At 69.5% G+C, this 25013-nt stretch carries 24 protein-coding genes; 9 read left to right on the forward strand and 15 right to left on the reverse strand.

Annotated features, from left to right (window positions below; translation table 11 throughout):
• Nucleotides 1–97 precede the first annotated feature (97 nt).
• The 3 genes from SNAS_RS16145 (at nucleotide 98) to argS (ending at nucleotide 3549) form a co-directional block, all read left to right on the forward strand.
• Nucleotides 98–787 carry a helix-turn-helix domain-containing protein gene (locus tag SNAS_RS16145; protein WP_013018516.1) on the forward strand — a complete coding sequence of 230 codons (690 nt, stop codon included), beginning with the start codon at nucleotides 98–100 and terminating at the stop codon, nucleotides 785–787.
• A 64-nt stretch (nucleotides 788–851) separates the two neighbouring features.
• A complete protein-coding gene (locus SNAS_RS16150; RefSeq protein WP_013018517.1) occupies nucleotides 852–1748 on the forward strand; it encodes a prenyltransferase/squalene oxidase repeat-containing protein in 897 nt (298 codons plus the stop codon).
• An 88-nt stretch (nucleotides 1749–1836) separates the two neighbouring features.
• Entirely contained in the window at nucleotides 1837–3549 is a 1713-nt protein-coding gene (gene argS, locus SNAS_RS16155; RefSeq protein ID WP_013018518.1) for an arginine--tRNA ligase, read from the forward strand.
• A gap of 9 nt (nucleotides 3550–3558) precedes the next feature.
• On the opposite strand, the gene SNAS_RS16160 is transcribed toward argS, so the two are convergent.
• From SNAS_RS16160 to SNAS_RS16180, 5 genes are read right to left on the reverse strand one after another with little or no spacing between them, the layout of a single operon-like run.
• Nucleotides 3559–4272: a putative GNAT family N-acetyltransferase gene (locus SNAS_RS16160; protein ID WP_211207188.1), complete on the reverse strand. Its 714-nt coding sequence runs from the start codon at nucleotides 4270–4272 to the stop codon at nucleotides 3559–3561.
• A gap of 20 nt (nucleotides 4273–4292) precedes the next feature.
• Nucleotides 4293–5144 carry an arylamine N-acetyltransferase family protein gene (locus SNAS_RS16165; protein WP_013018519.1) on the reverse strand — a complete coding sequence of 284 codons (852 nt, stop codon included), beginning with the start codon at nucleotides 5142–5144 and terminating at the stop codon, nucleotides 4293–4295.
• 10 nt (nucleotides 5145–5154) lie between these two features.
• Nucleotides 5155–6591, reverse strand: coding sequence for an L-fucose/L-arabinose isomerase family protein (locus SNAS_RS16170; protein WP_013018520.1), 1437 nt, complete (start codon nucleotides 6589–6591; stop codon nucleotides 5155–5157).
• Nucleotides 6584–10075, reverse strand: coding sequence for a glycosyl hydrolase family 2 protein (locus tag SNAS_RS16175; RefSeq protein ID WP_013018521.1), 3492 nt, complete (start codon nucleotides 10073–10075; stop codon nucleotides 6584–6586). The genes SNAS_RS16170 and SNAS_RS16175 overlap by 8 nt, the downstream gene beginning before the upstream one ends.
• Entirely contained in the window at nucleotides 10072–11346 is a 1275-nt protein-coding gene (locus SNAS_RS16180; RefSeq protein ID WP_013018522.1) for an MFS transporter, read from the reverse strand. Before SNAS_RS16180 ends, SNAS_RS16175 begins: the two co-directional genes overlap by 4 nt.
• A 246-nt stretch (nucleotides 11347–11592) precedes the next feature.
• On the opposite strand from SNAS_RS16180, the gene SNAS_RS16185 reads away from it, so the two are divergent.
• Entirely contained in the window at nucleotides 11593–12657 is a 1065-nt protein-coding gene (locus tag SNAS_RS16185; RefSeq protein ID WP_013018523.1) for a LacI family DNA-binding transcriptional regulator, read from the forward strand.
• An 8-nt stretch (nucleotides 12658–12665) separates the two neighbouring features.
• On the opposite strand, the gene SNAS_RS16190 is transcribed toward SNAS_RS16185, so the two are convergent.
• Nucleotides 12666–13625 (reverse strand): aldo/keto reductase, encoded by a 960-nt coding sequence (locus SNAS_RS16190; RefSeq protein ID WP_013018524.1) that lies wholly within the window; start codon nucleotides 13623–13625, stop codon nucleotides 12666–12668.
• 131 nt (nucleotides 13626–13756) lie between these two features.
• Between SNAS_RS16190 and SNAS_RS16195 the strand changes: the two genes are divergently transcribed.
• Complete coding sequence (locus tag SNAS_RS16195; RefSeq protein ID WP_041626321.1) at nucleotides 13757–14122, forward strand: MerR family transcriptional regulator; 366 nt, start codon at nucleotides 13757–13759, stop codon at nucleotides 14120–14122.
• Nucleotides 14123–14167: 45 nt separating this feature from the next.
• Here the strand turns inward: SNAS_RS16195 and SNAS_RS16200 are convergent, their stop codons facing one another.
• From SNAS_RS16200 to SNAS_RS16210, 3 genes are all read right to left on the reverse strand, one after another.
• Nucleotides 14168–14521 (reverse strand): RNHCP domain-containing protein, encoded by a 354-nt coding sequence (locus tag SNAS_RS16200; RefSeq protein WP_052305022.1) that lies wholly within the window; start codon nucleotides 14519–14521, stop codon nucleotides 14168–14170.
• A 100-nt stretch (nucleotides 14522–14621) separates the two neighbouring features.
• On the reverse strand, nucleotides 14622–15323 hold the full coding sequence (locus tag SNAS_RS16205) for a response regulator (RefSeq protein ID WP_013018526.1): 702 nt from the start codon (nucleotides 15321–15323) through the stop codon (nucleotides 14622–14624).
• Nucleotides 15320–16447, reverse strand: a complete 1128-nt coding sequence (locus SNAS_RS16210; protein ID WP_013018527.1) for a sensor histidine kinase — start codon at nucleotides 16445–16447, stop codon at nucleotides 15320–15322. Before SNAS_RS16210 ends, SNAS_RS16205 begins: the two co-directional genes overlap by 4 nt.
• Before the next feature lie 217 nt (nucleotides 16448–16664).
• On the opposite strand from SNAS_RS16210, the gene SNAS_RS16215 reads away from it, so the two are divergent.
• Nucleotides 16665–17027, forward strand: a complete 363-nt coding sequence (locus tag SNAS_RS16215) for a DUF6223 family protein (RefSeq protein ID WP_013018528.1) — start codon at nucleotides 16665–16667, stop codon at nucleotides 17025–17027.
• A gap of 1 nt (nucleotide 17028) precedes the next feature.
• On the opposite strand, the gene SNAS_RS16220 is transcribed toward SNAS_RS16215, so the two are convergent.
• Complete coding sequence (locus SNAS_RS16220; protein ID WP_013018529.1) at nucleotides 17029–17460, reverse strand: DUF6196 family protein; 432 nt, start codon at nucleotides 17458–17460, stop codon at nucleotides 17029–17031.
• Nucleotides 17461–17504: 44 nt separating this feature from the next.
• On the reverse strand, nucleotides 17505–18068 hold the full coding sequence (locus SNAS_RS16225; protein ID WP_013018530.1) for an EF-hand domain-containing protein: 564 nt from the start codon (nucleotides 18066–18068) through the stop codon (nucleotides 17505–17507).
• A gap of 98 nt (nucleotides 18069–18166) precedes the next feature.
• Here SNAS_RS16225 and SNAS_RS16230 point away from each other — a divergent pair, with 98 nt between their 5' ends.
• Both SNAS_RS16230 and SNAS_RS16235 read left to right on the forward strand, forming a co-directional pair.
• A complete protein-coding gene (locus SNAS_RS16230; protein WP_013018531.1) occupies nucleotides 18167–18808 on the forward strand; it encodes an alpha-ketoglutarate-dependent dioxygenase AlkB family protein in 642 nt (213 codons plus the stop codon).
• Between the two features lie 38 nt (nucleotides 18809–18846).
• The gene (locus tag SNAS_RS16235; protein WP_013018532.1) at nucleotides 18847–20028 is read left to right on the forward strand and encodes a hypothetical protein; all 1182 of its coding nucleotides are present in this window, start codon (nucleotides 18847–18849) and stop codon (nucleotides 20026–20028) included.
• On the opposite strand, the gene SNAS_RS16240 is transcribed toward SNAS_RS16235, so the two are convergent.
• Both SNAS_RS16240 and SNAS_RS16245 read right to left on the reverse strand, forming a co-directional pair.
• Nucleotides 19977–20672, reverse strand: coding sequence for a DUF3159 domain-containing protein (locus SNAS_RS16240; RefSeq protein WP_013018533.1), 696 nt, complete (start codon nucleotides 20670–20672; stop codon nucleotides 19977–19979). The two genes, SNAS_RS16235 and SNAS_RS16240, sit on opposite strands and share 52 nt — an antisense overlap.
• Nucleotides 20669–21808 (reverse strand): FAD-dependent oxidoreductase, encoded by a 1140-nt coding sequence (locus SNAS_RS16245; RefSeq protein WP_013018534.1) that lies wholly within the window; start codon nucleotides 21806–21808, stop codon nucleotides 20669–20671. Before SNAS_RS16245 ends, SNAS_RS16240 begins: the two co-directional genes overlap by 4 nt.
• A gap of 100 nt (nucleotides 21809–21908) precedes the next feature.
• Here SNAS_RS16245 and SNAS_RS16250 point away from each other — a divergent pair, with 100 nt between their 5' ends.
• Nucleotides 21909–22511, forward strand: coding sequence for a TetR/AcrR family transcriptional regulator (locus tag SNAS_RS16250; protein ID WP_013018535.1), 603 nt, complete (start codon nucleotides 21909–21911; stop codon nucleotides 22509–22511).
• Between the two features lie 4 nt (nucleotides 22512–22515).
• Here SNAS_RS16250 and SNAS_RS16255 read toward each other — a convergent pair whose 3' ends face one another.
• Together SNAS_RS16255 and SNAS_RS16260 are read right to left on the reverse strand one after the other, a co-directional pair.
• The gene (locus SNAS_RS16255) at nucleotides 22516–23697 is read right to left on the reverse strand and encodes an MFS transporter (protein ID WP_013018536.1); all 1182 of its coding nucleotides are present in this window, start codon (nucleotides 23695–23697) and stop codon (nucleotides 22516–22518) included.
• 3 nt (nucleotides 23698–23700) lie between these two features.
• Entirely contained in the window at nucleotides 23701–24888 is a 1188-nt protein-coding gene (locus SNAS_RS16260; RefSeq protein ID WP_052305023.1) for a glycosyltransferase family 9 protein, read from the reverse strand.
• Between the last annotated feature and the right edge of the window lie 125 nt (nucleotides 24889–25013).

The following is a 25013-nucleotide window of genomic DNA, read 5'->3' on the forward strand; positions in this document are numbered from 1 at the left end:
AACCGCGCGAATGTGGGCGACGACACGTCGCCGTCTGCTGTCACACCACCTCGATAGCCTGGCCGAAGACGCCGCGTAAGACGGAGGTGGACAGGGCATGGGCAGCTACACGACGCGAAGGGGCGCCCGAACCGGCGCCACGATCTGGCGGGCCTCCTCCGACGGCCCGCGTAAGCGCGTCGTCCCCGACGGCGTCCTGGATCTGATGTGGTTCCGAGATCGTCTCGTCGTGGCCGGGCCTGATACCCGCGCGTTCGATGCCGAGACCCGCACCGGCGAGGTGACGTGGGGGCTTCGGTTCGGGCCCGGGGTGGCGCACGCGCTGTTGGGGGTGCCCGCGCACGAACTGGCGAACCAGCGCGTCGCGTTGTCCGACCTCGTCACGCCGCCGCAGTGTGCCGGTTCGTCGTTCGAGACCGACGCGGCCGACGCGCTGGAACGGGTCTTCGTCGCCCTGTGGACCCGCAAGACCCCGCAACGGTCAGAGCTGCGGGTCGCGGCCTCGCTGGACCGGGCAGCTCGTGGCGGGCTGAATGTGCCGGACACGGCGCGGCGCCACAACCTGTCGGAGCGGTCATTGCGCAGGCTCAGCAACCGGCTCTTCGGCTACGGCCCCAAGACACTCACCCGGATTCACCGATTCCAGCGCGCCGTGCGACTGGCACGATCGGGCGCCCCGCTGGGCGACGCGGCCGCGAGGGCTGGCTATGTCGACCAGGCGCATTTCAACCGTGACACCAAGGACTTCACCGGTCTGACACCCGCGACACTCACCCGCACCTCGTGACCGTGTCCAGCGGTTGGCCGATTCTTCCAAGCCCGAACCCACCCTCCGGTGCCAGGGTTCAGGCATGAGCATCCAACTAGACCAAGTATCGGCATTCATGGCCGCGCACGCGCGGGTCCTCGACCGGCGTCGCTTCGAAGCGGTCACCGACGACAGCGACACGGCGCGCGAGGCGATCATCCGCGCGCTCGACGCCTACCGAAACGACGACGGCGGCTACGGCTGGGGCCTGGAACCCGACCTCCGATCCACGGAGAGCCAACCCGGCGGCGCCCAGCACGCCCTCGAAGCGCTCGCCGACGCGGGACCCGCGACCTCACCGCACACGACGGCACTCCTGGACTGGCTGAGTTCCGTGACCCTGCCCGACGGCGGCCTGCCGTTCGCGCTTGCGGTCACCGACCCCGCCGCCTGCGCCCCGTTCTGGGCGCACGCGAACCCGCGGGAGTCGTCGCTACAGATCTCGGCGGCGGTGGCGACGCAGGCGCATCGCGTGGCGCACTGGGACCCGGCCGTGAAGGACCATCCCTGGCTGGAAACAGTGACACGCTACTGCTTCGACGCCATCCGCCGGATCGACGAAACCCCGTTCGCCTATGTGCTGTCGTTCGCGCTCCAGTTCCTCGACGTCGCCTCCGACACCCGCCCCGAAGCCCACGAGCTGCTGGACCATCTTGGACGGTTCGTCCCCCGTGACGGCGCACTGCCGGTCACCGGCGGGGCCGAGGGCGAGACACTGCGCCCGCTGCTGCTGGCGCCCGAACCGGGACGGCCGATCCGGGACCTGCTCGACCCCGAGGCCGTATCGCACGACCTCGACCGTCTCGAACGGGCACAGCTGGCCGACGGCGGCTGGACGGTCGACTTCACCAACTACTCCGCCATGGCGGCCCTGGAATGGCGCGGCTACGCCACCGTCGGCGCGGTCGCGACCCTGCGGATGAACGGCCACTGTCCTTAATCCGTTGCGGACGGCAATGCGCTGCGTACTGTGAGGACTTGTGAACACGCACCCGCTTCCCGCGCTGTCCGAACGGATCGAGGCGACAATGGTCGCCGCGATCCGACGCGCCTGCCCGCAGCCCGAGCAGCCCGACGCGATGGTGCGACGCAGCGACCACGCCGACTTCCAGACCAACGGCATCCTGCCACTGGCCAAACAGGCCGGACAACAACCGCGTGACCTCGCTGTCGCGGTCGTCGACCAACTCGACCACGGCGACCTCCTCAGCGAGGTCACGGTCGCCAGTCCGGGATTCGTCAACATCACCGTCACCGACGCGGCCGTGTGGCGGCAGGTCGAGCAACGCCTCGCCGATTCCCTCCTGGGGCTCGGGCAGCCCGAAGCCGGGTCGACGACCGTCGTCGACTATTCCGCGCCCAATGTGGCCAAACAGATGCACGTGGGCCACCTGCGCTCCACGGTCATCGGTGACGCGCTCGCCCGGCTGCTGGAAGCCCTTGGCGCCACGGTGATCCGTCAGAACCACCTCGGCGACTGGGGTACCCAGTTCGGCATGCTCATCCAGTACCTCGATGAACACCCCGACCTCGACTGGCATCGGCGCGGTGACCACTCCCCCGGCATCGACACCCTCGACGCCCTCTACCGGGCCGCTCGCGCCGTCTTCGACACCGACACTGACTTCGCCGACCGCTCCCGCAAACGGGTCGTGGCACTGCAATCCGGCGATGCCGCCACCGTCGCGGTCTGGCGAGACCTGGTGCGCACCTCCATGGAGGCGTTCAACGCGATCTATCGCCGCCTCGGCGTCAGCCTGACCGACGAGCACCTGGCGGGCGAATCCTCCTACAACCCGCTGCTCGCCGACGTGGTCTCGGCACTGGTCGAAGCCGGAATCGCCGTCGAGTCCGACGGCGCGCTGTGCGTGTTCGACGACCGGTTCACCGGCCACGAAGGTCAACCGATTCCGCTCATCGTCCGCAAGCGCGACGGCGGGTTCGGTTACGCCGCCACCGATCTGGCCACCATCCGCCACCGCGCCCAAGACCTCGGGGCCGACCGGGTCCTCTATCTCGTCGACGCCCGCCAGAGCCTGCACTTCCGGCAGGTGTTCGCCGCCGCCCGCCGCGCCGGATGGCTCGGCGACGACGTCGAAGTCCGTCACGTCCCGTTCGGCACCGTCCTGGGTGCCGACGGCAAACCGTTCAAGACCCGCTCCGGCGGCACCGTCGCGTTGACCAGTCTGCTGGACGCCGCCGTTGACGGCGCCCGTGCCGTCGTGGCCGACAAGAACCCCGAGCTGCCCGCCGCCGAGTTGGACGCGATCGCCGAAGCCGCCGGTATCGGCGCCGTCAAGTACGCCGACCTGTCCACCGCGCGCGGGACCGACTATCGATTCAATGTCGACAAGATGGTGGCGCTCAACGGCAACACCGGCGTCTACCTGCAGTACGCGCACACCCGTATCGCCTCCATCCTCCGCAAGTCCCCCACCGGGACGCACGCGGCGGTGCATGTGGACCTGCCGCCACACCCGGCCGAGCGGGTCCTGGCACTCCACCTCGACGACTACTCGCGCGTCCTGGCCGACACCGTCGAACAACTGGAACCGCACCGCGTCGCGACTTACCTGTTCGAGTTGGCGAAACTGTTCAGCGCGTTCTACGAGAACTGCCCCGTCCTGTCGGCGGCCGACAGCGCCGTGCGCGGCAACCGGCTCGCCCTGACCGAACTGGCCCGCCGGACGCTGTCCCACGGGTTGTGCATTCTGGGCATCACCGCGTTGGAGCGGATGTGACCGGCTGGGTCAGAACCGAAGGAGTTGTGCAGTTCGGGGTCGACGCGGTACAAGCGGCTCAGTCGTCCGATCGCGTCGTCGGTGTGCGGGGTGATGTGGCCCGCGTAGGACAGTTCGTGCGCCGACATGCCGCCGAAGTAGAGTCAGCGCGGCGGGAACGTCGAGCAGCCGCGCCCACAGGTTGTCGGTTTGGCGGGTGACGCGCATGGTTCGCGGGTTGGTGAGCATCCAGCGCAGTGGTTCGTCGTGGGGACCTCCGGCCGCCACGATGGTCTTGGTGAGGTCGAAGTCCGTCAGCAGGCTCCACAGGGCACGGTAGGCCACGGGGTTGGACGCCTCCAGTGCCTCCACGACGAGGGTTCCGGCGTTGTCCGCTGTCGGCGACCACGGCAGTCGGAAGTTGGCGATGCCGTCGGTGTCGCCGTCGCGGTCGCGGTGGAGCAGGTATCGCAGTGGACCGTTGCCGCCGTCAGCGTCGTCGGACAGTCCGTCCCAGCGTCCCGGCAGCGGGGTGGGTTCGCCGACGCGGTGGGCGCGCACGTCCGCGTGGACCTTCGGCCAGGCCAGTTTCGCCTCGGTGGGGTCGACCAGTTCAAGTGAGCCGGGATCGGGTTGCGCGGGAAGGATTGTGGCTTCGTGGCGGGCCATCTCCCAGCGGGCGCGGTAGGTGGCCGGTGAGAACCCGAACTTGCCGTAGATGCCGCCTTCGCTGGCGCTGAGCATCGCCAGTGCCTCGCCGCGTGTCAGGCGGCGCGGGTGCTCAGCCAGGTCTCGTGTTGCCCGGTCGCGTTGGCCCACAGTGTGTCCACCTCGGACGGGTTGAGGGTCTGGCGGCCCAGTCCGAAGTCGTCGAACAGGAGGGTCTCGAACTCCGCGCGATCCGTCACGAATCGTTCGGTCTTGCCGCCGGACAGAGTCGGGCCGCTGGTGCTGAACGTCCGTGACCGGATGCGCGCCAGGCAGGGCTCGCCGGGTTGTTGCACGGTCAGGACTTTCACGAAGGACGACTCCGGGGAGGTCGACAGCTCCAGGCAGCGGCCCGCGAAGTCCTCGATCTTGCGTGGTGTCAGCCGGAAGTCGAAGGAACCCACCGAACCGTGGGCGTCCGGGAAGCACCGCCACGTCTCGGCGTCCAGCCGCTTCAACCGGTGAGTGAACGCTCCCTGCCGGTGCTCGCCCTCCGCCAGCGGCAACGGTTCCAGGAAACCGTCGCCCAGGCCCGCGTCGGCGATCCAGCGTTGACCGTCCGCCTCGACCAACAGCAGCATGTGGTTGCCCCAGGCCGACTCGCCGCGTTCCTCGCGGTGCACGCCGCCTTCCACGATGGTCAGCGTGAAACCCGACGCGCGCAGCGCCAGCGCCAGGGTCCCGTTCTGTTCGTAGCAGAATCCGCCGCGCCGCGACTCGACGACCTTGCGGTACAGCGCCTCGGGTTCCAGGCTGATCGTCCGGCCCAGCTGGATGTCCAGGTTCTCGTACGGGATGGTGGCGAGGTGGGCGCGGTGGATGCGGCGCAGTGACTCGGCGTCGGCGCGCAGTGGGCCGGACACGCCGATCCGTCGCAGGTACCCGTCCAGTTGCCGCTCCTCGAACATGCACCCCAACCTAGCGGACCTCGACCAGCTCCAGACCTTGCAGTTCGGCGGTGCAGCGCAGCTCACCGACGCGGTGTCCCACCGCGAGTGCCCAGTGGTGGCCGACACCGCTGGCGCTCCAGTCGTCGGTCCATTCGCCCGGGTCGCGGCCGAAGTCAACCCGGGAGGTCGTGTTGCCGATGCGCATCAGGGGTCCGTCCACGATGTTGCCCTCGGCGGCGATCAGGCGGTAGGAGCCGTCGCGGGTCTGGCCGACGCCCAGCAGGGTGACCGGTCCGTGGGCCACGTCGAGTTCCACCGACACGCCCCAGCCGCGTTTGCCGTGGTAGACGCCGAGTCCGCGCAGCAGTGGACGGCCGTTGCTGATCGCCAGGTGCGCGGGGCCGTCGTGTCCCATCTCGACGACGCCGTCGCGGAAGTTCAGCGCCTGTAGTTCGGTGAACGATCCGCCCGCGCCCAGCCGGTCGGCGATGAGCATCGCCAGTGAGGTGCGCAGCTCGTACTCTCCGGCGGCGGGGATGCCGCGGGCGGTCAGCAGCGAGGCGCCGAGGATCATCCCGGCGGCGAGGCGTTCGTGTTGTTCGCCTTCGAGGCCGCGGTGATAGTAGGCGAGGCTGTCGAGGCCGAAGTCGTCCACCAGCCGGTCCAGTCCACAGGCGACTCGTGCGCCCCACTCGAAATCCTCGTCGACCACGGAGTCGGTGACCTCGAAGATCTCGCGGGCCTGCGCCAGCTTGGCTTCCACTTCGGAGGGTGTGACGGCGTGGGTGCGCACCCGCAGGTCGTCGTATTCGAGGACCTCGATGTGACCGCCGAAGGAGGCGGTGACCATGGTCAGGTCGGTGGAGACGTCCAGCATGCCCGGGTACAGGTGGCCCATCAGCCCGTGCCGTGCGGTGCGCAGTCCGCCGCGCACTCCCGCCGCGGCGATCCAGCGGGCGATGCGGTTCCACGCGTTGGCGTCCTCCAGATGCCCTGAGACGGAACGGAAACCGATGCCGCAGCGTTCGAAGGCGTTGGCGACTTCGGGCAGCGGGCAGGCGCCGCAGTAGGCGAGCCAGCGGCCGGTGTCCACTGTCGCGTGGTCCATGGCCTCGGTGGGCTGGAGGTTGAGGCACAGGATGGGGGCGTCCACCCGCTGCGCGATCGGCACCACCATCGAGGCGGTCATGTAGGTGGTCAGGTAGACCACCACGAGGTCGCAACCGGCGACGCGCAGCCGTTCGGCCGCGTCGGCGGCTTCGCGTTCGTCGGAGATGAAGCCGACGTCGGTGATGTCGGCGCCCAGGTCGCGCATCTTGTCCGACACCCGGGCGGCCGACTGTTTCAGCGCGGGCAGCAGGTCGGGAAACTGCGGCCAGTAGGCGCCGAGCCCGCCCGCGACCAGGCCGATCTTGACCGGCCGCGCGGGGACGCGCTGGACTGCGGGGACGGCGAGCTCAGTCATCGAAGACCTCCAGGGATACGGGGCCGAACAGGCCGGAGCGTTCCTGGCCGGGCAGCGTCCCGGCGAGCGGGTTGACCGCGGCCAGATAGGGCGCGAGTGTGTTGTGGACGGTGACCGCGAGCCGGTTGGTCCCGGCGGCGAGCCGTACCTCGAAGGTATAGGGGCTCCACGGCCGCACTCCGGCTGGTTCGCCGTTGACGTGCACCTCGGCGGTTCCGCGCACCTCGCCCAGGTGCAGGCGGGCGGTGACCGGGGCGGGACGTGAGACCTCGGTTTCGTAGACGAGCGCACCGGAGAAGTCGCCCAGTCCGATCTCGGCCCAGTCTCCCAAGGTGACCGGGCCGGTCTGGGTGTGGACGGTGACGGGGCCGGTCAGTTGCGCGCCGCCCGGCCACCGGTCGTCGTGGGGGAACGACAGTTCCACGACTTCGCCGCCACTGGCGGGTTGCGGTAGCCGGATCGGTTCGGCGACCGGCAGTGGGGCGCCGCGGAACGACGCGGTGAACTCGGCGCGGGCGGGCACGGTCAGTTCGACCGTGCCGGGTGGCAGCCGTAGTCGCAGTCGTCGCTGTCCAGTGTCGCCGGATGTCAGCGGTGCGGTGTCGGGTCGCGGGCGGGGCCGCGCGGTGAGTACCTGCGGGTCGAAGTGCATGCGGTGGTCCACTACGGACGCGTCCCATCCGGACGATCCGCTGACCACCCACTTGTCCCCCGGCAGACTGACCTCGACCAGGGCCTGTGCTTCGGTGTCGCCGAACTCCAGACTCAGGTGGTTGTCGCCCGCCGCGACGGTGCTGTCGTAGATGGCCATGCGGGGCATGCGCCGCCAGGTGTAGTTGTCGAACTCGCCGTGCCGTGCCAGCTCTTTCCCGTTCAATCGCAGTACGACGTCGCCGACCGTGGCCAGCAGCACCCGAACGGTTCCGGAGATGTCACTGTGGAAGGTGGTGCCGACCGGGGCCTCGGTCGCGGGGCGCAGCCATTGCGGCCGGGGGCGCCAGTCAGCCCGTGACATAAGAACGTATGAGGCGCTGGCGACCTCGTCGGTGAGCGCGGTGAAGGTGACCTCGATGCGGTGGCGCCCAGCCGAAAGCGTCACCGGACATTCGGCGTGGTAGCCGTTGCCAGCGGGCAGCTCCTCACCATCCACTGTGATCGTCTTGGCGGTGGGGGCGCCGACGACGAGCACGTACTCGCCCGCCGCGTCGACGGCGAGTTCGGCGCGCAGTTCGGCGGTGTCACCGGTGCGCATCGTGCCGATCGTGATGAACTCCTCGGGCACGTAGCCCCGGTTGTCGTGGACGCGGGGGAAGCCGTCCGGTTTGTCGCCGGGGCCCCAGGTCTGGGAGAAGGTGACCGGTTCCCAGTCGCCGCCGGGGCGGCGCAGCGTCGCCCATTCGCCGAATGTGGCGCGCTGGCCGTCCATCCGCCAGATCTGTATCGCGTCCGGTCCGGGGAAGTCGCCGTGCCGATAGTCCAGGGTGGATTCCGGGCGCCCCGTCCAGTCCCCGTCGAGCGCGAGCCGACGCGACGGGGTGGGCGCGGGCGCCGGTTCCGTCGGTACCTCGGTGGTCAGTCTGATCAGTGCGACGGGTGCCTCGTCGAAGGATACGGTGACACGCAACCGATCCCCGTCCCGTTCCACCGGCAGCGGCCGGGCCGCACCGCCGGTGAGGGCGACGGCCTCGGCCGAGGTGAAGTCGCCGGTGATGGTGACGGTCTTGTCCCGGATCGCGGGCGGTTCGAAGGTGTAGACGCCACTGAGGAAGGTGTCGCCGGCCAGGGATGCCTTGGTCGCCATGGGATAGACCGCCGGGACGAGCAGCAGGTGGCTGCCGTCGGGTGCCTCGCGCAGCAGTGTCGGCACGTCGGCGTCCACCCGTCGGGGCAGACCCGACAGGGCGGTCGCGGCCTCGTCGAGGTCAGCGCAGGCGATGGCCGCGCCGTCGGTGAACAGCCGCCGCAGTCGCTCCACTTCGGTGTCGTCGTCGCCGCGGCCAGCGGCCCGCTGCGGTAGTTCTCCGACCGCGATCAGCGTGCCGCCCGCCTGCGCGAACTCCACCAGCACTCGCGCCGTGGCCGGTTCCAGGACGCGGGCGGCGGGCAGGACGACGACCCGGTAGCGTTCGCCCGCCAGCGTCATCGCGGCGCCCGCCTTCTGAATGGAGGGCTCGTCCAGGACGTCGAAGTCGATGCCCAGGCGATCCAGCAGCCCGGTACGGAAGTCGTGCCAGGTCATCCATCCGGCGAGGTCCTGATAGGTGCGATGTGCCGTGGGCCAGTCGCCGGAGTCGTTGAAGAACGGTTCCTCGTCGGCGAACGGCGGCAGGTCGTGCTGGACGGTGGCGACCGGGTCGAGCAGCGCGACGTCGCACACGTGGGTGCCCTCGGCGACCGCCTCGCACAGTGTCGCCACCGTCTCGGCGAACACCGGATAGTGCCGCCAGTACGGTTGCCGCCAACACGTCGACGGCGGCGCCCAGTCGAAGCGGCCCTGTTCGGTCGAGTAGTACACGGCGTGCGGGTTGTACAGGTTGGCACCGGCGCGCAGCCACGGGATCAGCCAGTCCAGGGTCTCCTCGAGCGTGCCGCCCCAGCCGGTGGAGTGGAACGCCTCGATCCAGGTCCGCGAATGCCCGTGCGCGTGGGCCAGCGAGCTGTGCCGTTTGCCGTCTCCCCAGTGGTCACTGCCGGGGGCGGAGAACCAGCGGTGGGTGCGGGCGTAGTCGGCGTAGTAGCGGACCCCGGCGGCGGTGTGCCCGCCCCGGGCCGGTTCCTGCTGGTCGCAACCGACCAGCAGCCCGCGTTCGGCGTGCCAGTCGTGCAGGGGTTTGAAGAACGCCTCCTCGGCGAGCTCGGCCCGGGTGAGCTGGTAGTCACGGCGCACCGGACCGGTGTCCGCTCCAATGTCGCTCCACAGTGCCTCAATGTGCGGTTCGAGCCGGTAGCCGCGCCGGGACGCGAACGCGTCGGAGAAGCCCGCCGTCCAGCTCGGTATGGACGGCAGTTCGTCCTGGAACGTGCCCTTGAGGACGGTCCCGAAGTAGTGGCCCACGCGTCGTTCCAGCTCGCCGTGCACGGCGTCGAACAGCAGCGCGCACGCGTCCGGATTCAGGTAGTCGAAACCCGACGCGACCGGCCCCTCGCGGGTCAGGCGCTGTCCTCGGGCCGACGGGTGGGCGGCCACGACGCGTCCCTGGATGTTGGCGCCGGAGAAGCCGAGCTGGTCGTAGAACCACAGTCCGAACCCGCGCCGTTCGGCGTGGGCGCAGACCGCGGTGAAGATCTCCCACCACTCGTCCGACATGAACTCCGGTTCGTCACCCGGACAGCCCCACAGTGGACCGGTGGGGGCCAGTGAGATGACGACGGCCTGCCGTATCCCGCCGTCCATGAGGCGGTCCAGCTGCCAGTTCAACCGTTCGGTGTGGAGCGGCGCACCGCTCCACCACCACAACGGGACCGGCCCGTAATAGTCGCTCACGCGGTCCCCGTCCGCTCGGCCTCGATCTCGGTCAGCGGTCGGCCGACCGTGTTCGGCATGAGGAAGTAGCCGACGGCTCCAGCGATCGCGAGGAACAGCGCCAGCAGACCGGCCACCGGTTTGATCCCGGTGGCGGCGAGCACCGGCACGAAGAAGCTCCACGCGCCGAGCAGCAGCCGGGCGAGCCCGAAGGTGAAGCCCTGGGCGGTGCCGCGCAGCATGGTCGGGAAGAGCTCCTGGCTGAAGGTCTTGTAGAAGGGCTCACCGGCCAACGAGGCGCCGATACCGAACAACAGCACGTTCAGCGACGCGGTCACCATCGTGAAGGGCAGCACGAGGAACATGCCATAGGCCACGACCTGCAGAATGATGCCGATTCCCATCATCATCTTGCGGGCGCGCTGACTGGTGTCCATCTTGCGCATGACGACGAACATGATGACGGGCAGGCCGATGGCGAACCCGGCCAACGACAGGGCCAGCGAGGCGGCCCGGGTACCGGCGTTCAGAGACTCCACGATGTACGGGGTGAAGATCCCGGCCGTTCCGGCCGCCAGTCCCCAGAAGATGTAGAACACGCCGGTGTAGGCGAGGGCCTTGAGGTTGTTGCCGCGGAACAGGCTGCCGAGCCGTCGCACCGACGTGACCGTCGTTTCCGAGGCCGCCTTCCACACCGCGGACTCGGCGAGTCCCTGGCGCAGCGCCCAGGTGACCACGGCGACCACGAAGAGGTGCCCGAAGACGATCCGGACGCCGAGCAGTCCGAGCGGGTCCAGCAGGTAGGCGAGGATCAGTACCACCGCCGGGCCCATACTCCAGGCGATCTGGGTCAGGCTGATCAACTTCCCGCGCGCCTTGGCCGGGGCGATCTCCCCCACCAGGGCCAGCGACGTGGGTACGTCGGCGCCGACGGCGACACCGACGATGAAGGTGCCGATGAGCAGCATCACCGTGTTGCCCGAGAAGGCGATCAGCAGGATGCCGAGGGCGTAGACCAGCAGGTCCCATTTGTAGATGCGTTTACGGCCGAGTTTGTCACCGAGCCTGCCGCCGACGAACGCGCCGATACCGGCACCGATCGCGTTGGGGCCGAGCGCGGCCAGGAAGCCGACGAAGCCGGGGCTCAAGCTGAATTCGGACTGGAAGAGAGTCAGCCCGATGCCGAGGGCCACGATGGAGCCAGCATCGATATAGGACGCCATCCCCGCCAGGATGGTCCATTTCCATTGCTGTGGGCTTACTCGCTGTTCGTCGGTGGCGATGTCCACCATGTCTGTCTCCTTGGGGTGGGCGGGACTGAGGGAATTGCCGGACCCCCCGCGCGACGGCGGTGAAATTGAAACCTTTCAATCAGGCTGGTGCAGCGCGCCAAGCATGTCAACTGGCGATAGATAACATTTCGATATCGATCCCCATCGATTCATGCCCGATAACCCATTGTCAGGTTGAAACCTTTCAATCTCCGGTAGGCTTGGCTCCAAAATGCTCACCCCACCACCCAGGGAGTCCGCGAGAAGGTGAACACACCGTCCCCCAAATCCACCCCCGCGCCCGGCAAGCGGCACCGCTACAGCATGTCCGACGTGGCGGCCCGCGCCGGAATCTCCGTCGGCACCGTGTCCAACGTGCTCAACCACCCCGAGCGCGTCGCCGAGGAGACCCGCCGCCGCGTGCGGGAAGTGATCGACACCCTGGGCTTCATCCGCAACGCCCCCGCGATGAACCTCCGCTCCGGCTCCAGCGCGGCGGTGGGCGTCGTCGTCCTCGACATCGCCAACCCGTTCTTCACCGAAGTCCTGCGCGGCGCCGAGGACCGCCTGGCCGACGAGGGCCTGCTGCTCATCGTGTGCAGCTCCGACGACGCCCTCGACAAGGAGGAGCACTACCTGCGCGTCCTGGAGGAACACCGGGTCCAGGGCATGCTCATCACCCCGGCGATGGCCGACCTCAACCCCCTCGTCGACCTGCGCAACCGGGGCCTGGGCGTGGTCCTGCTCGACCGCACCGAAGCCGACGGCAAACTGTGCGCCGTCGCGGTCGACGACGTCCGGGGCGGCGAACTCGCCGGTGAACACCTGCTGTCCCTCGGCCACCGCCGCATCGCCTTCCTCAATGGACCGTTGTCGCTGCGCCAGTGCGCCGAACGCCGCGAAGGTCTGCGCCGAGCCGTCACCACGGCCGGACTCGACCCCGACGGCGTCCTCACCGAGATCGAGCTCCCCTCCCTCAACGCCCAGGGCGGGGAGGCCGCGATCCGCGAACTCGGCCGCGACCTCCCCACGGCGGTCTTCTGCGTCAATGACCTGGTCGCCCTCGGCGCGCTGCGCGCCCTCGACCAACGCGGAATCGTGGTCCCCGACCAGATCTCACTGGTCGGCTACGACGACGTCGAGTTCACCGCCATGCTCTCGCCGTCACTGACCACGATCCGCCAGCCCAAGTACCAACTGGGCAAGGCCGCCGCCGAACTCTTCCTCATCGACGCCCGCCAGGACGACGACCACTGGCACCAGCAGACGGTGTTCCAGCCCGAACTCATCGTCCGCGATTCGACGACGGCCTCCCAGCGGGCGTCCTCGTAGCCGTCGGTTCAGGCGGCGTCGCTGAGGCGGCGCCACTGCTCGGCCGACAGCTTCAGGTTCACCCCGTCGATGACCTCGTCCAGTTGCGACACCGACGACACTCCCACCAGCGGGATCACCGGTCCGGGGTGGCCGCACAGCCAGGCCAGCACCACCTGGTTGCGGGTCGCGCCGGTCTCGGTGGCCACCTCGTCGAGCACCTGGAGGCGAGCCTCGGTGCCCGGGTGGACGTACTGCGGGCTCAGCGGTTTGTCGTCGCGGGTGTAGGAGCCGTACAGCAGTGCGGTGTAGGTCAGCAACGCCATGTCCTCGGTCGCGGCGACGAAGTCGAGGGTGTCGGAGGTGGCGTGGACGTGGCCGGACTCCGCCAGCTTCACGCCCGGTCGCGGTTGCAGGTATGAGTAGCGGTTCTGCATGGCGACGTACCGCACCGTGTCGGGAGCCAGCGCCCGCGCTTCGGATACCCGCCAGGCGGTGTGGTTGCTGGCCCCGATCGCGCGGGCCTTGCCCGCGGTGACCGTGGCGGCCATTCCCGCGACGGTCTCGGCCAGGCCGACGTCGCGGTCGTCGCGATGCGTCCAGTACAGGTCCAGGTAGTCGGTGCCCAGTCGGGCGAGGCTCTCGTCGATGGCGGCACCGATGCGTTGGGCGGTCAGGTGTTCGGCGTCGTCGAGGCCGCCGCCGACCGTTGTGGGCCGCCAGCCGACCTTGCTGGCCACCACGACGTCCTCGCGGTTTCCGCGCGCGGCCAGCCATCGGCCGAGCATCAGTTCGCTCTCGTCGCCGGTGTGGCCGTCCAGCCAGAACATGTAGTTGTTGGCGGTGTCGATGAACGTGCCACCGGCCTCGACGAACCGGTCCAGGATCGCGAACGAGGTGCGTTCGTCCTGGACGGCTCCCAGCGCCATGGCGCCCAGGCACAGTTTCGACACGGTCAGATCGGTTCCGGCGAGCCGATAGGTCTCCATGGGTCACTCCTCAGGGGGTTCTGGTTTCGCGGCTCACGCTAGAACCTGGAGTTCACTCCAGGACAAACCCGCTGCTCAGCTCGGTGCCTCGCGGGGCGGTTCTAGAATCCATGGCCATGACCACCCCCACGATCACCCGGTACACCATCGGCGAGGCCTCCCGACGCAGCGGGTTCAGCATGGACACGCTGCGCTACTACGAGAAGATCGGCCTGCTGGTCGACGTCGACCGCTCCTCCACCGGCCACCGCTGCTTCACCGACGAGGACCTCGGCTGGCTGGGGACGCTGAAGTGCCTGCGCGACACCGGGATGCCGGTCGCCGACATGCTGGCCTTCGCCGAGCTGACGCGCGCGGGCGACCACACCATCCCGCAGCGGGTGGCGCTGCTGGAGTCCCACCACGCCCGGGTGTCGGAACACATCGCGGACCTGCGGACGAAACACGACGGCATCGCCGCCAAGATCGCCTGGTACCGCGGCGTCCTGGACGGCTGACCGCGCCGCCCGGTCGAAGGATCGCGGGCGGCACGGCAGCGGTGGTCAGCGTGGTGCGGCGCGGCGTGACGGCCGTCCGGGCAGCGGCGACATGGTCAACGGCAGGGCCGCCAGCCGCATCAGTTCGAGCAGGTTGTCGTCGCCAGCGGTCTTGTTCAGCCGCAGCCGACCGCAGTCCAGGCAGCGGTGGACGAGTACCCACCGGCCCTCACCGCGGACGGTGACCGCGATCGGTTCCATTCCGGCGGTGCACTTGGTGTCCCGGTCGCCGGGGGCGTTCTTGTCGAGATGCCGCGACCACAGGCAGCTCGGGCAGTGATTGCGATGGGTGGTGCCCGGTGCGTCAAGCGAGACCGCGGTACCGCAGTGTCCACACCGGAATGATCGTGCGAATGCCAAGTCGTCGGACCTTTCGAAGCAGAGAAACGAGTACGGGGAACATCGCCTGCCTCCTTTCGGTCAGAGCGCACTCGGCCGCGCGCCTGGGACGGACAGCAGATCACGGCGGGTCGCCGACGTCAACGGGTTTTCGTAACGTGCGGGTGTCTCCCGGGACGACCAGGCCGGATTCGTAGGCCAGCACGACGAGCTGGGCGCGGTCGCGGGCCGCGGTCTTGGCCATGGCCCGGTTGATGTGGGTCTTGGCGGTCATGGGGCTGATGGCCATGTGGTCGGCGATCTCGTCGTTGGTCAGGCCCTGCGCCACCAGCGCCACCGCCTCGCGTTCCCGGTTGGTCAGGTCCTCAAGGCCGACACCGGTTCCGGTGTTGCGCGGTTGGGTGACGTAGCGGCTGATGAGCCGGCGGGTGATCGACGGCGCCAGCAGCGCGTCGCCCCGGGCGGCGACGCGGACGGCGTGCAGGAAGTCGTCGGGTTGGATGTCCTTGACAAGGAACCCGGTCGCTCCGGCGCGCAGGGCGTCGTAGACGTATTCGTCGAAACCGTAGTTGGTCAGGATGACCACCCGCACCGCTGCCAGGCGCGGGTCGGCGGCGATGTGGCGGGTGGCTTCGATGCCGTCCATGTCGGGCATCTGGATGTCGAGCAGCGCGATGTCGGGCAGGTGTTGCCGGATCAGGGCCAGGCCCTGCGCCCCGTCGCTGGCCTCGGCGACGACCTCGATGTCGTCCTCGAGGTCGAGGAGGGCGCGGAATCCGCTGCGCAGCAGTGGCTGGTCGTCGACCAGTACGACGGTGATCATGGCGTCTGTTCCAGCGGGAGTTCGGCCTGGACGGTGAAGCCGCCACCGCCGCGCGGTTCGGCGCGCAGTCGGCCGCCCAGGGCGGTGACGCGTTCGCGCATCCCCAGTAGACCGACGCCGGGGACGGTGGCGGTGTCGGGGGCGGCCTTGCCGTCGTCGTCGACGCGGATGCGCAGGGTGTCGGGGCGGCAGTCGATGTGGACCGTGGCGGTGTCGGTGTCGGCGTGCCGGGCGATGTTGGTGAGCGATTCCTGGACGATGCGGTAGATCGTCCTGTCCACTGTGGCGGGCATGGGTGGTGGCTTGCCGTCGATGGTCAGGCTCGCGGCCAGACCGATGGCGCGGGCCTGTTCCACCAGGTCGCCGACGTCGTCGAGTCCGCGCGGCGGGGTGGTGTCGTCGTCGCGCAGGGCCGCGAGGGTCGCGCGCAGTTCCCGGGTAGCCTCGCGGCCCGCCTTCTGGATCGCCAGCACGGCATCGGGTACCTGTTCGCCGCGTTTGCGGGCGACGTGGACGGCGACTTCGGACTGCACCTTGACCACGGAGATCTGGTGGGTGAGCGAGTCGTGGAGTTCGCGCGCGATGTGCAACCGTTCCTCGTTGGCGCGGCGGCGCGCGGTCTCCTCGCGGGTGCGTTCGGCTTCGTCGGCGCGCTGTTCGGCCTGCCGCAACGCTTCCCCGGCGGCCGCGGCCGCGACCAGCCACGCGATCTCGAGCGCACCCCGGGCCTGGGCGAACACCTCGGCGGTGTCGTGCTGGCCGGAGAGGTAGATCGACAGCGGCAGCGCGGCCAGCACGGCCAGACTCATCAGGACGGTGACGAGGCGATGGCGCGCGCGGACGGCCGCGTACACCGCGAACACGTAGGCCACGGCGGGCACGTCGAAACCGGTGGCCTGGTAGCCCACCGCGCACAGTCCGGTGACGGCCAGGACCAGGATCGGGGTCTGGCGGCGCGCGACCAGGGCCAGGCCGCTTGCGGTCAGCAGCGCGACGCCCGCCAGGTGTGGGACGGTGGCGGACTCCCACTGCGACAGGGCGGTGACCAGCACGGTCACCGTGACGCCGATGGCGATCGCCCAGTCCTTGGCCCGGTCGGGGATGTGGGGCAATCGTGGGCGCATGCAGGCACTGTAACCGGATTCGGCCGGGAGTGAATCCGGCGAGTGAATGAGCCCGGGACTACCGCGGCGGCGGTAGTCGCGGGTGGTCGCTACCGCGTCGGCGGTAATCGGCTACCCGGTCGGCGGCAGTGCGAAGTGTCTTCGTCAGCCCGATGCCGAACCGGGGTCCGGCCGACAAGGTTGAGGGCATCTCGCACAACAGTTGAAGGAGTGCCTCATGTCCCCTCGTCATTTGAGCGTCGCCGCCGCGCAGATCCTGGAGAAGTCGCCCGATCCCACCGTCTACGGCTGGACGCCGGAACGCGTGTGGGCTTCGGCGGCCGCGATCGTGGCGCTGGGCGCCGTGGTCGTCGCCGCATGGGCCCTGGCCCGTGCCCGCCGCAGCGGCAACAGCCGCAAGTGGGCGATCGGGTCCCTGGTCGCGGGCCTGGTCGCGGCCGTCAACGGAGTGCTGACAGTGGTCACCGCCGACGGTGGCCCGGGCACCGGCAACGGCATCGTCGGCGGCTACATCGCCGTCGTGGTCGGGGCCGCCGCCGCGGTCCTGGGCTGGCTGGCGGTGGCCCGCGCCCGCCGGTGACTCACGTGTTCGCGCGCAGGCGTTCGACGACCTCGACCGCCTGCGGCAACAGTTCCGCGGGGCTTCCCCAGTAGTCGAAGATGCCGCCGCGAGCGGTGTTGCTGCCGCACACCACGAACACCCCGGTGCCCAGTTCCCGTTTCAGGTGTCCGGCCAGCCAGCCGACGAAACCGGAGTTGTCGGGCGCCCCGGGAAAGTGGAACGAGAACAGCCCGAAGCGTTCCCCGCCCGCCAGTTCGGGCGACGCGGGCACCAGGGCGCTCCACACCTCGGTGTCGCGCACGACGGCAAGCACCTCGTCGGTCAGCACCGGCGGGTCGGGAGTCTCGGCGAACGTCCACACACCATCGTGGACGACGAACTCGGCTTCGGCGATCACCCGCCGCAGCCTGAGATCGGTCTGCTCGGGCGATTCGACGCTCACACTCACCATTCCCGCACACTAACCGCCGAATCGCGCGAAACTGCGCCACTGTGTCAGAAGCGACCGAAGAAGTAGTTCCCCGGCGCGTCGGGGTCGGTGCTGGTGAAGAACTCCTTCTCGGCTTCGATGATCTCGCGAAGCTGGAGCTGCCCGTTGCCGTCGCGGTCCAGCCGGGCGAACGCCTCGGCGGCCTCGTCGCTCCCGACGCCGAACGCCCCGACGAGCCGGGCGTACTCGGCCGGGCCCAGCGTCCCGTTGCCGTCGGTGTCGGCCAGGGACATCACCGCTTCGGCGGCGCCGCGCAGGGTGGCGTCGAAGCCCGCCGGGTCGCCCACGACCGTGAACATCCCGGTCACGAACTCGTCCCGCGAGATCGCGCCGTCGGCGTCGTTGTCGAGCTCGGCGATCAGGGTGGCGAACATCCGGTCGTAGGCCGCGGCCAGTGCGCCTCCCTTCGGGGACTCCAGCGTCTCGCCGAAGGCGGCGCACAGTCGTTCCATCATCCGGACGCAGTCGTCGTGACGGATCGCACCGTCGCCGTTGGTGTCGATCAAGGTGAAGCGCCGTTCGAGCTTGCGGCGCTGCAGGTCGGGTATCTGGCTGCTGGTTACGGTCATCATCGGCTCCCCGTGCGAATTGAGTGACGCGAAACTGCCCCGTTCGCGACAGAGCATAGTGGCCCCGAACGTCACAGGTGGTTGGCACGCTGGGGTCCATGGCGTTGATTCCGCAGGGCCCGCGCACCATCGCGCCCGGGGCCGTTCACGTTCCCGGCTGGCTGACCCGCTCGGCCCAGCGCGACCTGGTGGCCGCCTGCCGCGACTGGTCCCGTCCGCCCGCGGGCATGACCCGGGTCAAGACGCCGGGCGGGCGGTGGATGTCGGTGCGGCAGGTGTGCCTGGGTCTGCACTGGACGCCGTACCGGTATTCGCGCACCCACACCGACGGCTCCCACGTCAAGGCGTTCCCCGAGGAGCTGGCGCGGCTGGCGGTCGCGGCGGTGGCCACCGCCTACGACGACCCCGGCGACTACGCGCCCGACATCGCGTTGATCAACTACTACGATTCGGCCGCCCGCATGGGGATGCACCAGGACAAGGAGGAACACTGCGACGCGCCGGTGGTGTCGCTGAGCCTGGGCGATTCGTGCGTGTTCCGGTTCGGCAACACCGAAAACCGCAACAAGCCGTGGACGGACGTCACCCTGGAATCGGGTGACCTGTTCGTGTTCGGCGGCGAGTCCCGGTTCGCGTTCCACGGGGTGCCCAAGACGATGCCGGGCACCGGTCCATCCGATATCGACATGGGCGCCGGACGGTTGAACATCACCATCCGGCAGTCGGGGATCGAGTCCTAGCCACAGCGCTGTCAGACCCGTGGATCACACTGCCGACCATGCGAACGCTCTTCGACGGCGAGTTCAACGTCAGCTACGGCCAGCTGTACCTCGACGGCCGCATCGATCCCGATGAGGGAGCGGAGCCGGATCTCGACAACTGTTTCATGGGACAGACCGTGGGTCTGATGGGAGCCGCCATACCCGGGCACCTGTTCGTGTTGACCGGCACGCACAGCGGCTCGGTGCCGCTCACCGTCGAGGTGCACGAGACCGAGCCGTCGCTGGACGCCGACGCCTGGGAGGACGTTGTGGAGGTTTCGTTCGAGTCCGACGCGGACGAGGTCGCGCTGATCGAGTGGGACGGTGATTTTCAGAGCCTCGACTTGTCCCCCGGTTCCTATCGGGTCCGTTACCTCTGTCGCGGCATGGATGCCGCCAGCGGTCACGACCGTTTCGATGACGACCCGGTGGTGGACGAGTACCTGCTCCAGTTCTGGCCAGCCCCGCCGCAGCGCGACCGCATAGTCAAGGAGACCAGTCGCTCCGCCGCGTACTGGCGCCGCGTCGCCGCCGAGGTGCCACCGCCGCCCTCGCCCGAGGAGGTGGCCGAGGCGAAGCGGATCGCCGACGAGCGGGCGGCGGAGAAACGACGTCGGTACGCCGAACGGGAACGGTGGGGTGAGTACTCACCCAGCGACCGGCTGCGCGGCCTCGGCGGCCACGTGAGCAAAGTGGCCAAACGTGACCCCGCGCTGGCGCACGCGACCGAAGCGGCCGGACCGGACGTTCAGCGGGCGATCGCGTGCTGGGCCGCGCGCCGGTTCTGTGACGCGACCGGGCTCAGCGATGTGGACTGGATCGCCGAGGGTCTGTCGCAGCTGGAGCGCGGAGTGCCGTTGTCGCCGCCGTTGGACGATGTCGAGCAGACGTGGCGTCGCTTCGTCGAGGACCCGCGAGTCCGGGACATCGTCGGTCCGAAGCTTGACCGCGTCCCGGACGCCGCCCGACAGGAGATGCCGTTCCCCGCGCTGACCGAGGCGGCACACCCCGACCCGTTGCGGGCCGCGTTCGACGCATTGTGGGCCGCGAGCGCCGGATCCGGTTGGCGGGACGTGTTCACCGAGGTGCGGGAGCGGTTTCCGCGGCTTTCCGCCCCGCCGTTGCCACCTGAGGAGCCGTCACGATCTCAGGTGTCGATGACGGTCGTGAGACGACGTGCCAGCGACGAACCCCGATGACGGCGTAAGGACGGGCACCGGCTTCCCAGGCTCGCCGGATCCGTTGGGACGCGAAGGATCCGCCAGCTCACGTAGACGCACACACCGGCGGCGGGCGAGGTCAGCAGCATGTTCGCGATGCCCAGGGCGGTGACGTGTTCGGCGAGGTACAGCGGCAGCATCACGGCACTGGCGATGGCGAACTTCGCCAGGAACATCGCCGTGCAGCGTTGGTAACGCCGTCGCCGTACCGGATCTCGCCGCCACGCGAACCGTTCGCCCCGCACCGTTCCCACCACCAGCCCGATCACCGGCCACCGCACCAGCATCGACACGAGGAACACCACCAGTGGGCCGATGTTGGTGAACAGGGCGGGAAGGTAGAAGTTGGCCGCGTGGCCGGTGCCCCCGGCCAACAGCGCCGAGAAGCAGACGACACTCAGTTCGACCACCGCCGCCAGATACTTGCGGTCGGTGCAGATCCGCACGACGACGAACACGAGCACCCCGCCGACGGCCACCAGCGCGGCGGTCAGCACCTCCTCGGTCAGCAGATACGTGACCAGGAACAGCACCCGCGACGCCATACTCTCGGCGACGGTGCGCCAGCCGCCAACGGCGTCGAACAGGGACAGTGACGTACTGGTCAGCGCGTTGAGGTTCATGCGCGCGACCCCGCGACGGCCGGGAAGTTCTCGCGGCGCATGGTGTCCTCGTAGGAACCGATGGCGCCCAACAGGTCCTGCTCCCCCTGGACTGCCCGCACCAAAGCGTCCCGCAGTCGCTGCGCGTCCCGCATGGCGAGGTTGCCGCCGAATCCCGGCGCCAGGTGGATGGCGTCGCCGATGAGGGTGACCGCTGTGGCGGGCCACGGCGGCAGCGGCGGGATCACCCCGACGCGATGCGCGAACGTCACGTCGGGCCAGGCCGCGTCGACGATGGACCCCAGCGTCGGATGCAGGTCGGCGGCGATGCCGCGGGCCCGCTGCCAGATCGCGTCGGGTGATGCGGCCGCACCGAGTCGATCCTGGGCGACCGGCAGCGCCCACATGACGAAGTCCTCGGCTTCGGCGATCGCGGCACCGTTCGCGGCGGGCAGCCACTGCCGCGCCGCGTCGAGTGGCGGGGTGGCGAACCGCAGTACGCCCAGCGCGATCATCGCATCACCGCACTGGAGGGTGGCGGGGTTGTCGCCGATCAGTTCGGGCAGCCCGGTTGCGGAGACGGCGCGCAGTGGCGTCGCGCCCATCAGCACGCGTTTGCCCGCGTCGACCACGCGCGCGTCCGGCAGGTACTGGCGTCGCACCGCCGAGCCGATGCCGTCCGCTGCGACCAGCACGTTGGCGGTATCGCTGCTCCCGTCGGCGAAGTGGGCCGTGACGGTGCCGTCGGCGAGGGTGGCGAAGCGCGTCAATCGGGCCCCGAACCGCACCGTGTCCTCAAGGCCGGTCAGCAGCACCTGGCGCAGCAGCGGCCGGTGGGCCTGGTGGCCGGGTCTCGCCCGGCCGGGCGAGCCGTCGGAGGGACGCGTGCCCGTGACGGCGAGTTCGCCGTCCACCTCGGACAACACCTGGGTCGCGTTGCGGGGGCCGCCCAGGGTGGCCTCGATCATCGCGACGTGGCCGCTCGGCAGGCACGCGCGCAGCGCCGTGATCGCGCGGTCGTCGAAGTGCAGGCTGATCCCCTGTGGACGACCTTGGGGTTCGTCCTGCTCGTACACGGCCACGTCGATCCCCGCCTGCCGCAGGCCGTGCGCCAGTGTCAGTCCGCCGAGTCCGGCGCCGATCACGATCACTCGCATCGCACACCCTTTCTTCATCGTTGATGAAGTTTCGACGGTAGCACGCGCCTACGCGAAACTCCAACGCCGATGAAGAAAGGTTCGGTAGGCTCTACCCGTCATGACAGAACACACTTCCCCGGGCCGCCCCGGACGCTGGCGTTCCGGCGCGCAGAGTAGACAGCGGGTCCTCGACGCCGCCCGCGAACTGTTCCAACGCAACGGCTACGCGGGCACCACGGTGCGCGCCGTGGCCACCGAGGCGGGCGTCGACCCGGCGATGGTGTTCTACTTCTTCGGCAACAAGCAGGGACTGTTCGCCGCCGCCGTCGACATGTCGGCCCAGCTCCCACCGGCCATCGACGCGATCTTCGACGGCGGGCTCGACGGCATCGGGGAACGCGTCGTGCGCACGCTGCTGGAGAACATGGACAAATCCGAGCGCGCCCCGCTGGCGATACTCACCCGCTCCGGCCCCGGCGACGACCAGACCGAGACGCTGCTGCGCCAGTACATCGACCGCGAGATCACCGGCCGACTCGCGGCGCTGCTGGACACCCCCGATGCCGCGCTGCGGGCGGGAATGGTGAACGTGCAGCTGTTGGGGCTGGCGGTGGCCAGGTATGTCGTACGCGTCGAACCGATCGCCTCGGCGTCGGTCGACGAGTTGACGACCCGGCTCGGCGCCGTCGTCCAGCACTGCCTCACCGGCTCGGCGTCCTGACGGGTCACGGCACCGGGGTGGCCTCGACGCTCGCCGCCGGGCGCGGTTGCGGGACCGGCATCGGCTGCCGGGAGATCAACAGAGTCGCGATCGTCGCCACCGCCGCCAGCACGAAGGCGATCCCGAAGAACACGGTCGCGTGCTGGGTGAGGATCGCGGCGACCAAAAGCGCCAGCCAGATCAGCAGGTTCGCCAGGTCCCCGGCGCCCTCCATCCACAGGACGTAGCGGGAACCGCGCTGTTTGACGTGCGAGTAGTAGGTGGTGACCCACGGGATCTGCTGGTAGTCGATGGCGGCGCGGGACACGGCGCCCACAACGGTGATGGACAGCGGCGTCCCGGCCAGCAGCCGGGCCAGGTGCGCGAGGGCCGTGGCGATGGTCCCCTCCAGCAGGACCCGCCAGGTGGCACCGCGATCGCCGCGACGTCCGGCGACGAGCAACAGCAGCAGCCCGACGCCCTCGGTGACGGCCGTGATGAGACCGATCGTGGTGAAGTCGCCGAACACGACGGCCAGGTAGACCGGCCACAACAGGAAGTGCACCAGAATGCTGGTGTTGTAGGCGAAGTTGGCGACGAGATCGCGGAACGGGGCGGGCCGCGACGGACCGTCCTCGTCGGAGGGTCGGCGCGGCAACCGGTGCGCGGCGCGGGCGGGCAGGATCGCGAGGGCGATCACCGTCAGCGCCGCGAACAGCAGGGTCGAGCGACCGCCGAAGGCCACCAGCGCGGCGCCGATCGGTGGGGCGGCGAGGGTGGCGACGTGGATGACCACGTTGATCACCGCCATGTCGCGACCGCGTCGGGTGTCCTGTAGGGCCCGGGAGATGTGGATGTGCTGCGAGTTCCACAGGAACGCGTTCATTCCGGCCAGCGCGGCGGGCGCGCACCAGATCGCCCAGGCGGCGCCGGAGATGTAGGTGTTGAGCAGCAACAGATACACCGCCGACGAGGCCAGCGCCACCGCCAGGCCCAGCCACGGCGGCCACCGTTCGATGAGGATGACGCTGGGATAGTTGATCGCCATCTTGGCCGCCGAGTACACGACGTAGAACGCGCACACCTGCCACAGCGCGGCGCCCTGTTCGAGCATCAGCAGCGGCAGGAAAACGTTGACCAGTGCCAGGGCGAAGCTCCGCAACGCCAGGGCGATGGTCAGGCCGCGCAGGTCACGCTGAACCGCCATGCCTCACCAGCCCAGGCAGGTCGCGGCGAACGCGGCGACCGTCGCGGGAGGCACGGAGTCGACCAGGGCGCCGTCGGCCCACACGGCCGGGTCGATGTAGGAGCCGTATTGGTTGACGTAGATGTCCACGTCTGACAGTGCGACCATCTGGGAGAACGCGGTGGCGATCGCGTGGTGCCGGGGTGATCCGGTGTTCCATTTCAGCGGGCTGAAGATGTTGTACAACCCGATGACCTCGGGACCGCCGTGATCGGCGCGCGCGGTGAGGGCGGCCAGGTGGGTCAGGCCGGTGTCGTTGCCGACCACCAGGTCGGCGGTGCCGAACAGGTCCACACAGTCCTCGGCGGCGATGCCGCTGGCCACCCGCAGCCGCAGGTCGGCGGCCGGGGCCGACCCGTCGTCGAGATCGTTGGTGACGAGGGTGAACCGCAGATCCATTGGGGATCGTTTGGTGAGTTCGCGGGCCAGGTCGATGAACCCGTCGTGCCCGAAGTCCTTGCCGTCGGGGCTGCTGGTGGTGGCGACGAAGACGACATGCCCCGGCTCGGCGGACTCCCGGGTGCCGAACGTCGGCGCCACCATGCCGTCCGCGGGCAGCCGGACGCCGAGGTCCTGTTCGGCCTGGAGGTACAGCCGGGACGGCAGGCAGGCGTGCACGTCGACGAGCCCGTCGCCGGGGTCCAGCCAGATCGGCATGGCCGTCGACAACCGGTCCGGGTGGTGCTCGTGTCCGGGCCACACGGGCGGACGGACCGGGCGCACCTCGACGCGGGCCACATCGCTTCCGGCGGTGGTGATCGAGGAGCCGGGCGCGGTGCCCGCGACGGCGATGGGCAGATCGCAGCGGGACATCAACGCGCCCCGGTCGCCGTGGTACGACAGCGGCGGTGATCCGGTCGCCTCCGACAGGGCCCGCACCAGGGACAGCGACAGCAGCAGATCGCCGAGGTGGACCGGTTCGGCCGGTGGGCCACCGGGGGTCTCGGAACGGACCAGGAAGTCCACCCGCCAGCCGTCCATCGTGGCCTTGGCCAGCAGCGGGGTCGGTCCCGGTGGTGACTCGCCCGCGCGGCGCCGGTAGGGCAGCCGCTGCCCCATCGGAACCGATGACGGCGGCACCCGCAGCGGGCCGCCGCGCCAGCATCGCACGGGACGCACGTCCCAGCCGCTGAAGTCCGGGGCTGTCGTCATAGTTGCCCAATAGTAGAGGGCTTCCCTCGGCCACAAAGCTCTGATAGCCTTTGCCAAAATTCGCCACCGAGGTGAGTTGGATCCGCTCGATCGGTTGCGACCCAGCCAAAAGCGCCGCGCCACGC

This window comes from Stackebrandtia nassauensis DSM 44728, assembly GCF_000024545.1.
Classification (GTDB): Bacteria; Actinomycetota; Actinomycetes; order Mycobacteriales; family Micromonosporaceae; genus Stackebrandtia; species Stackebrandtia nassauensis.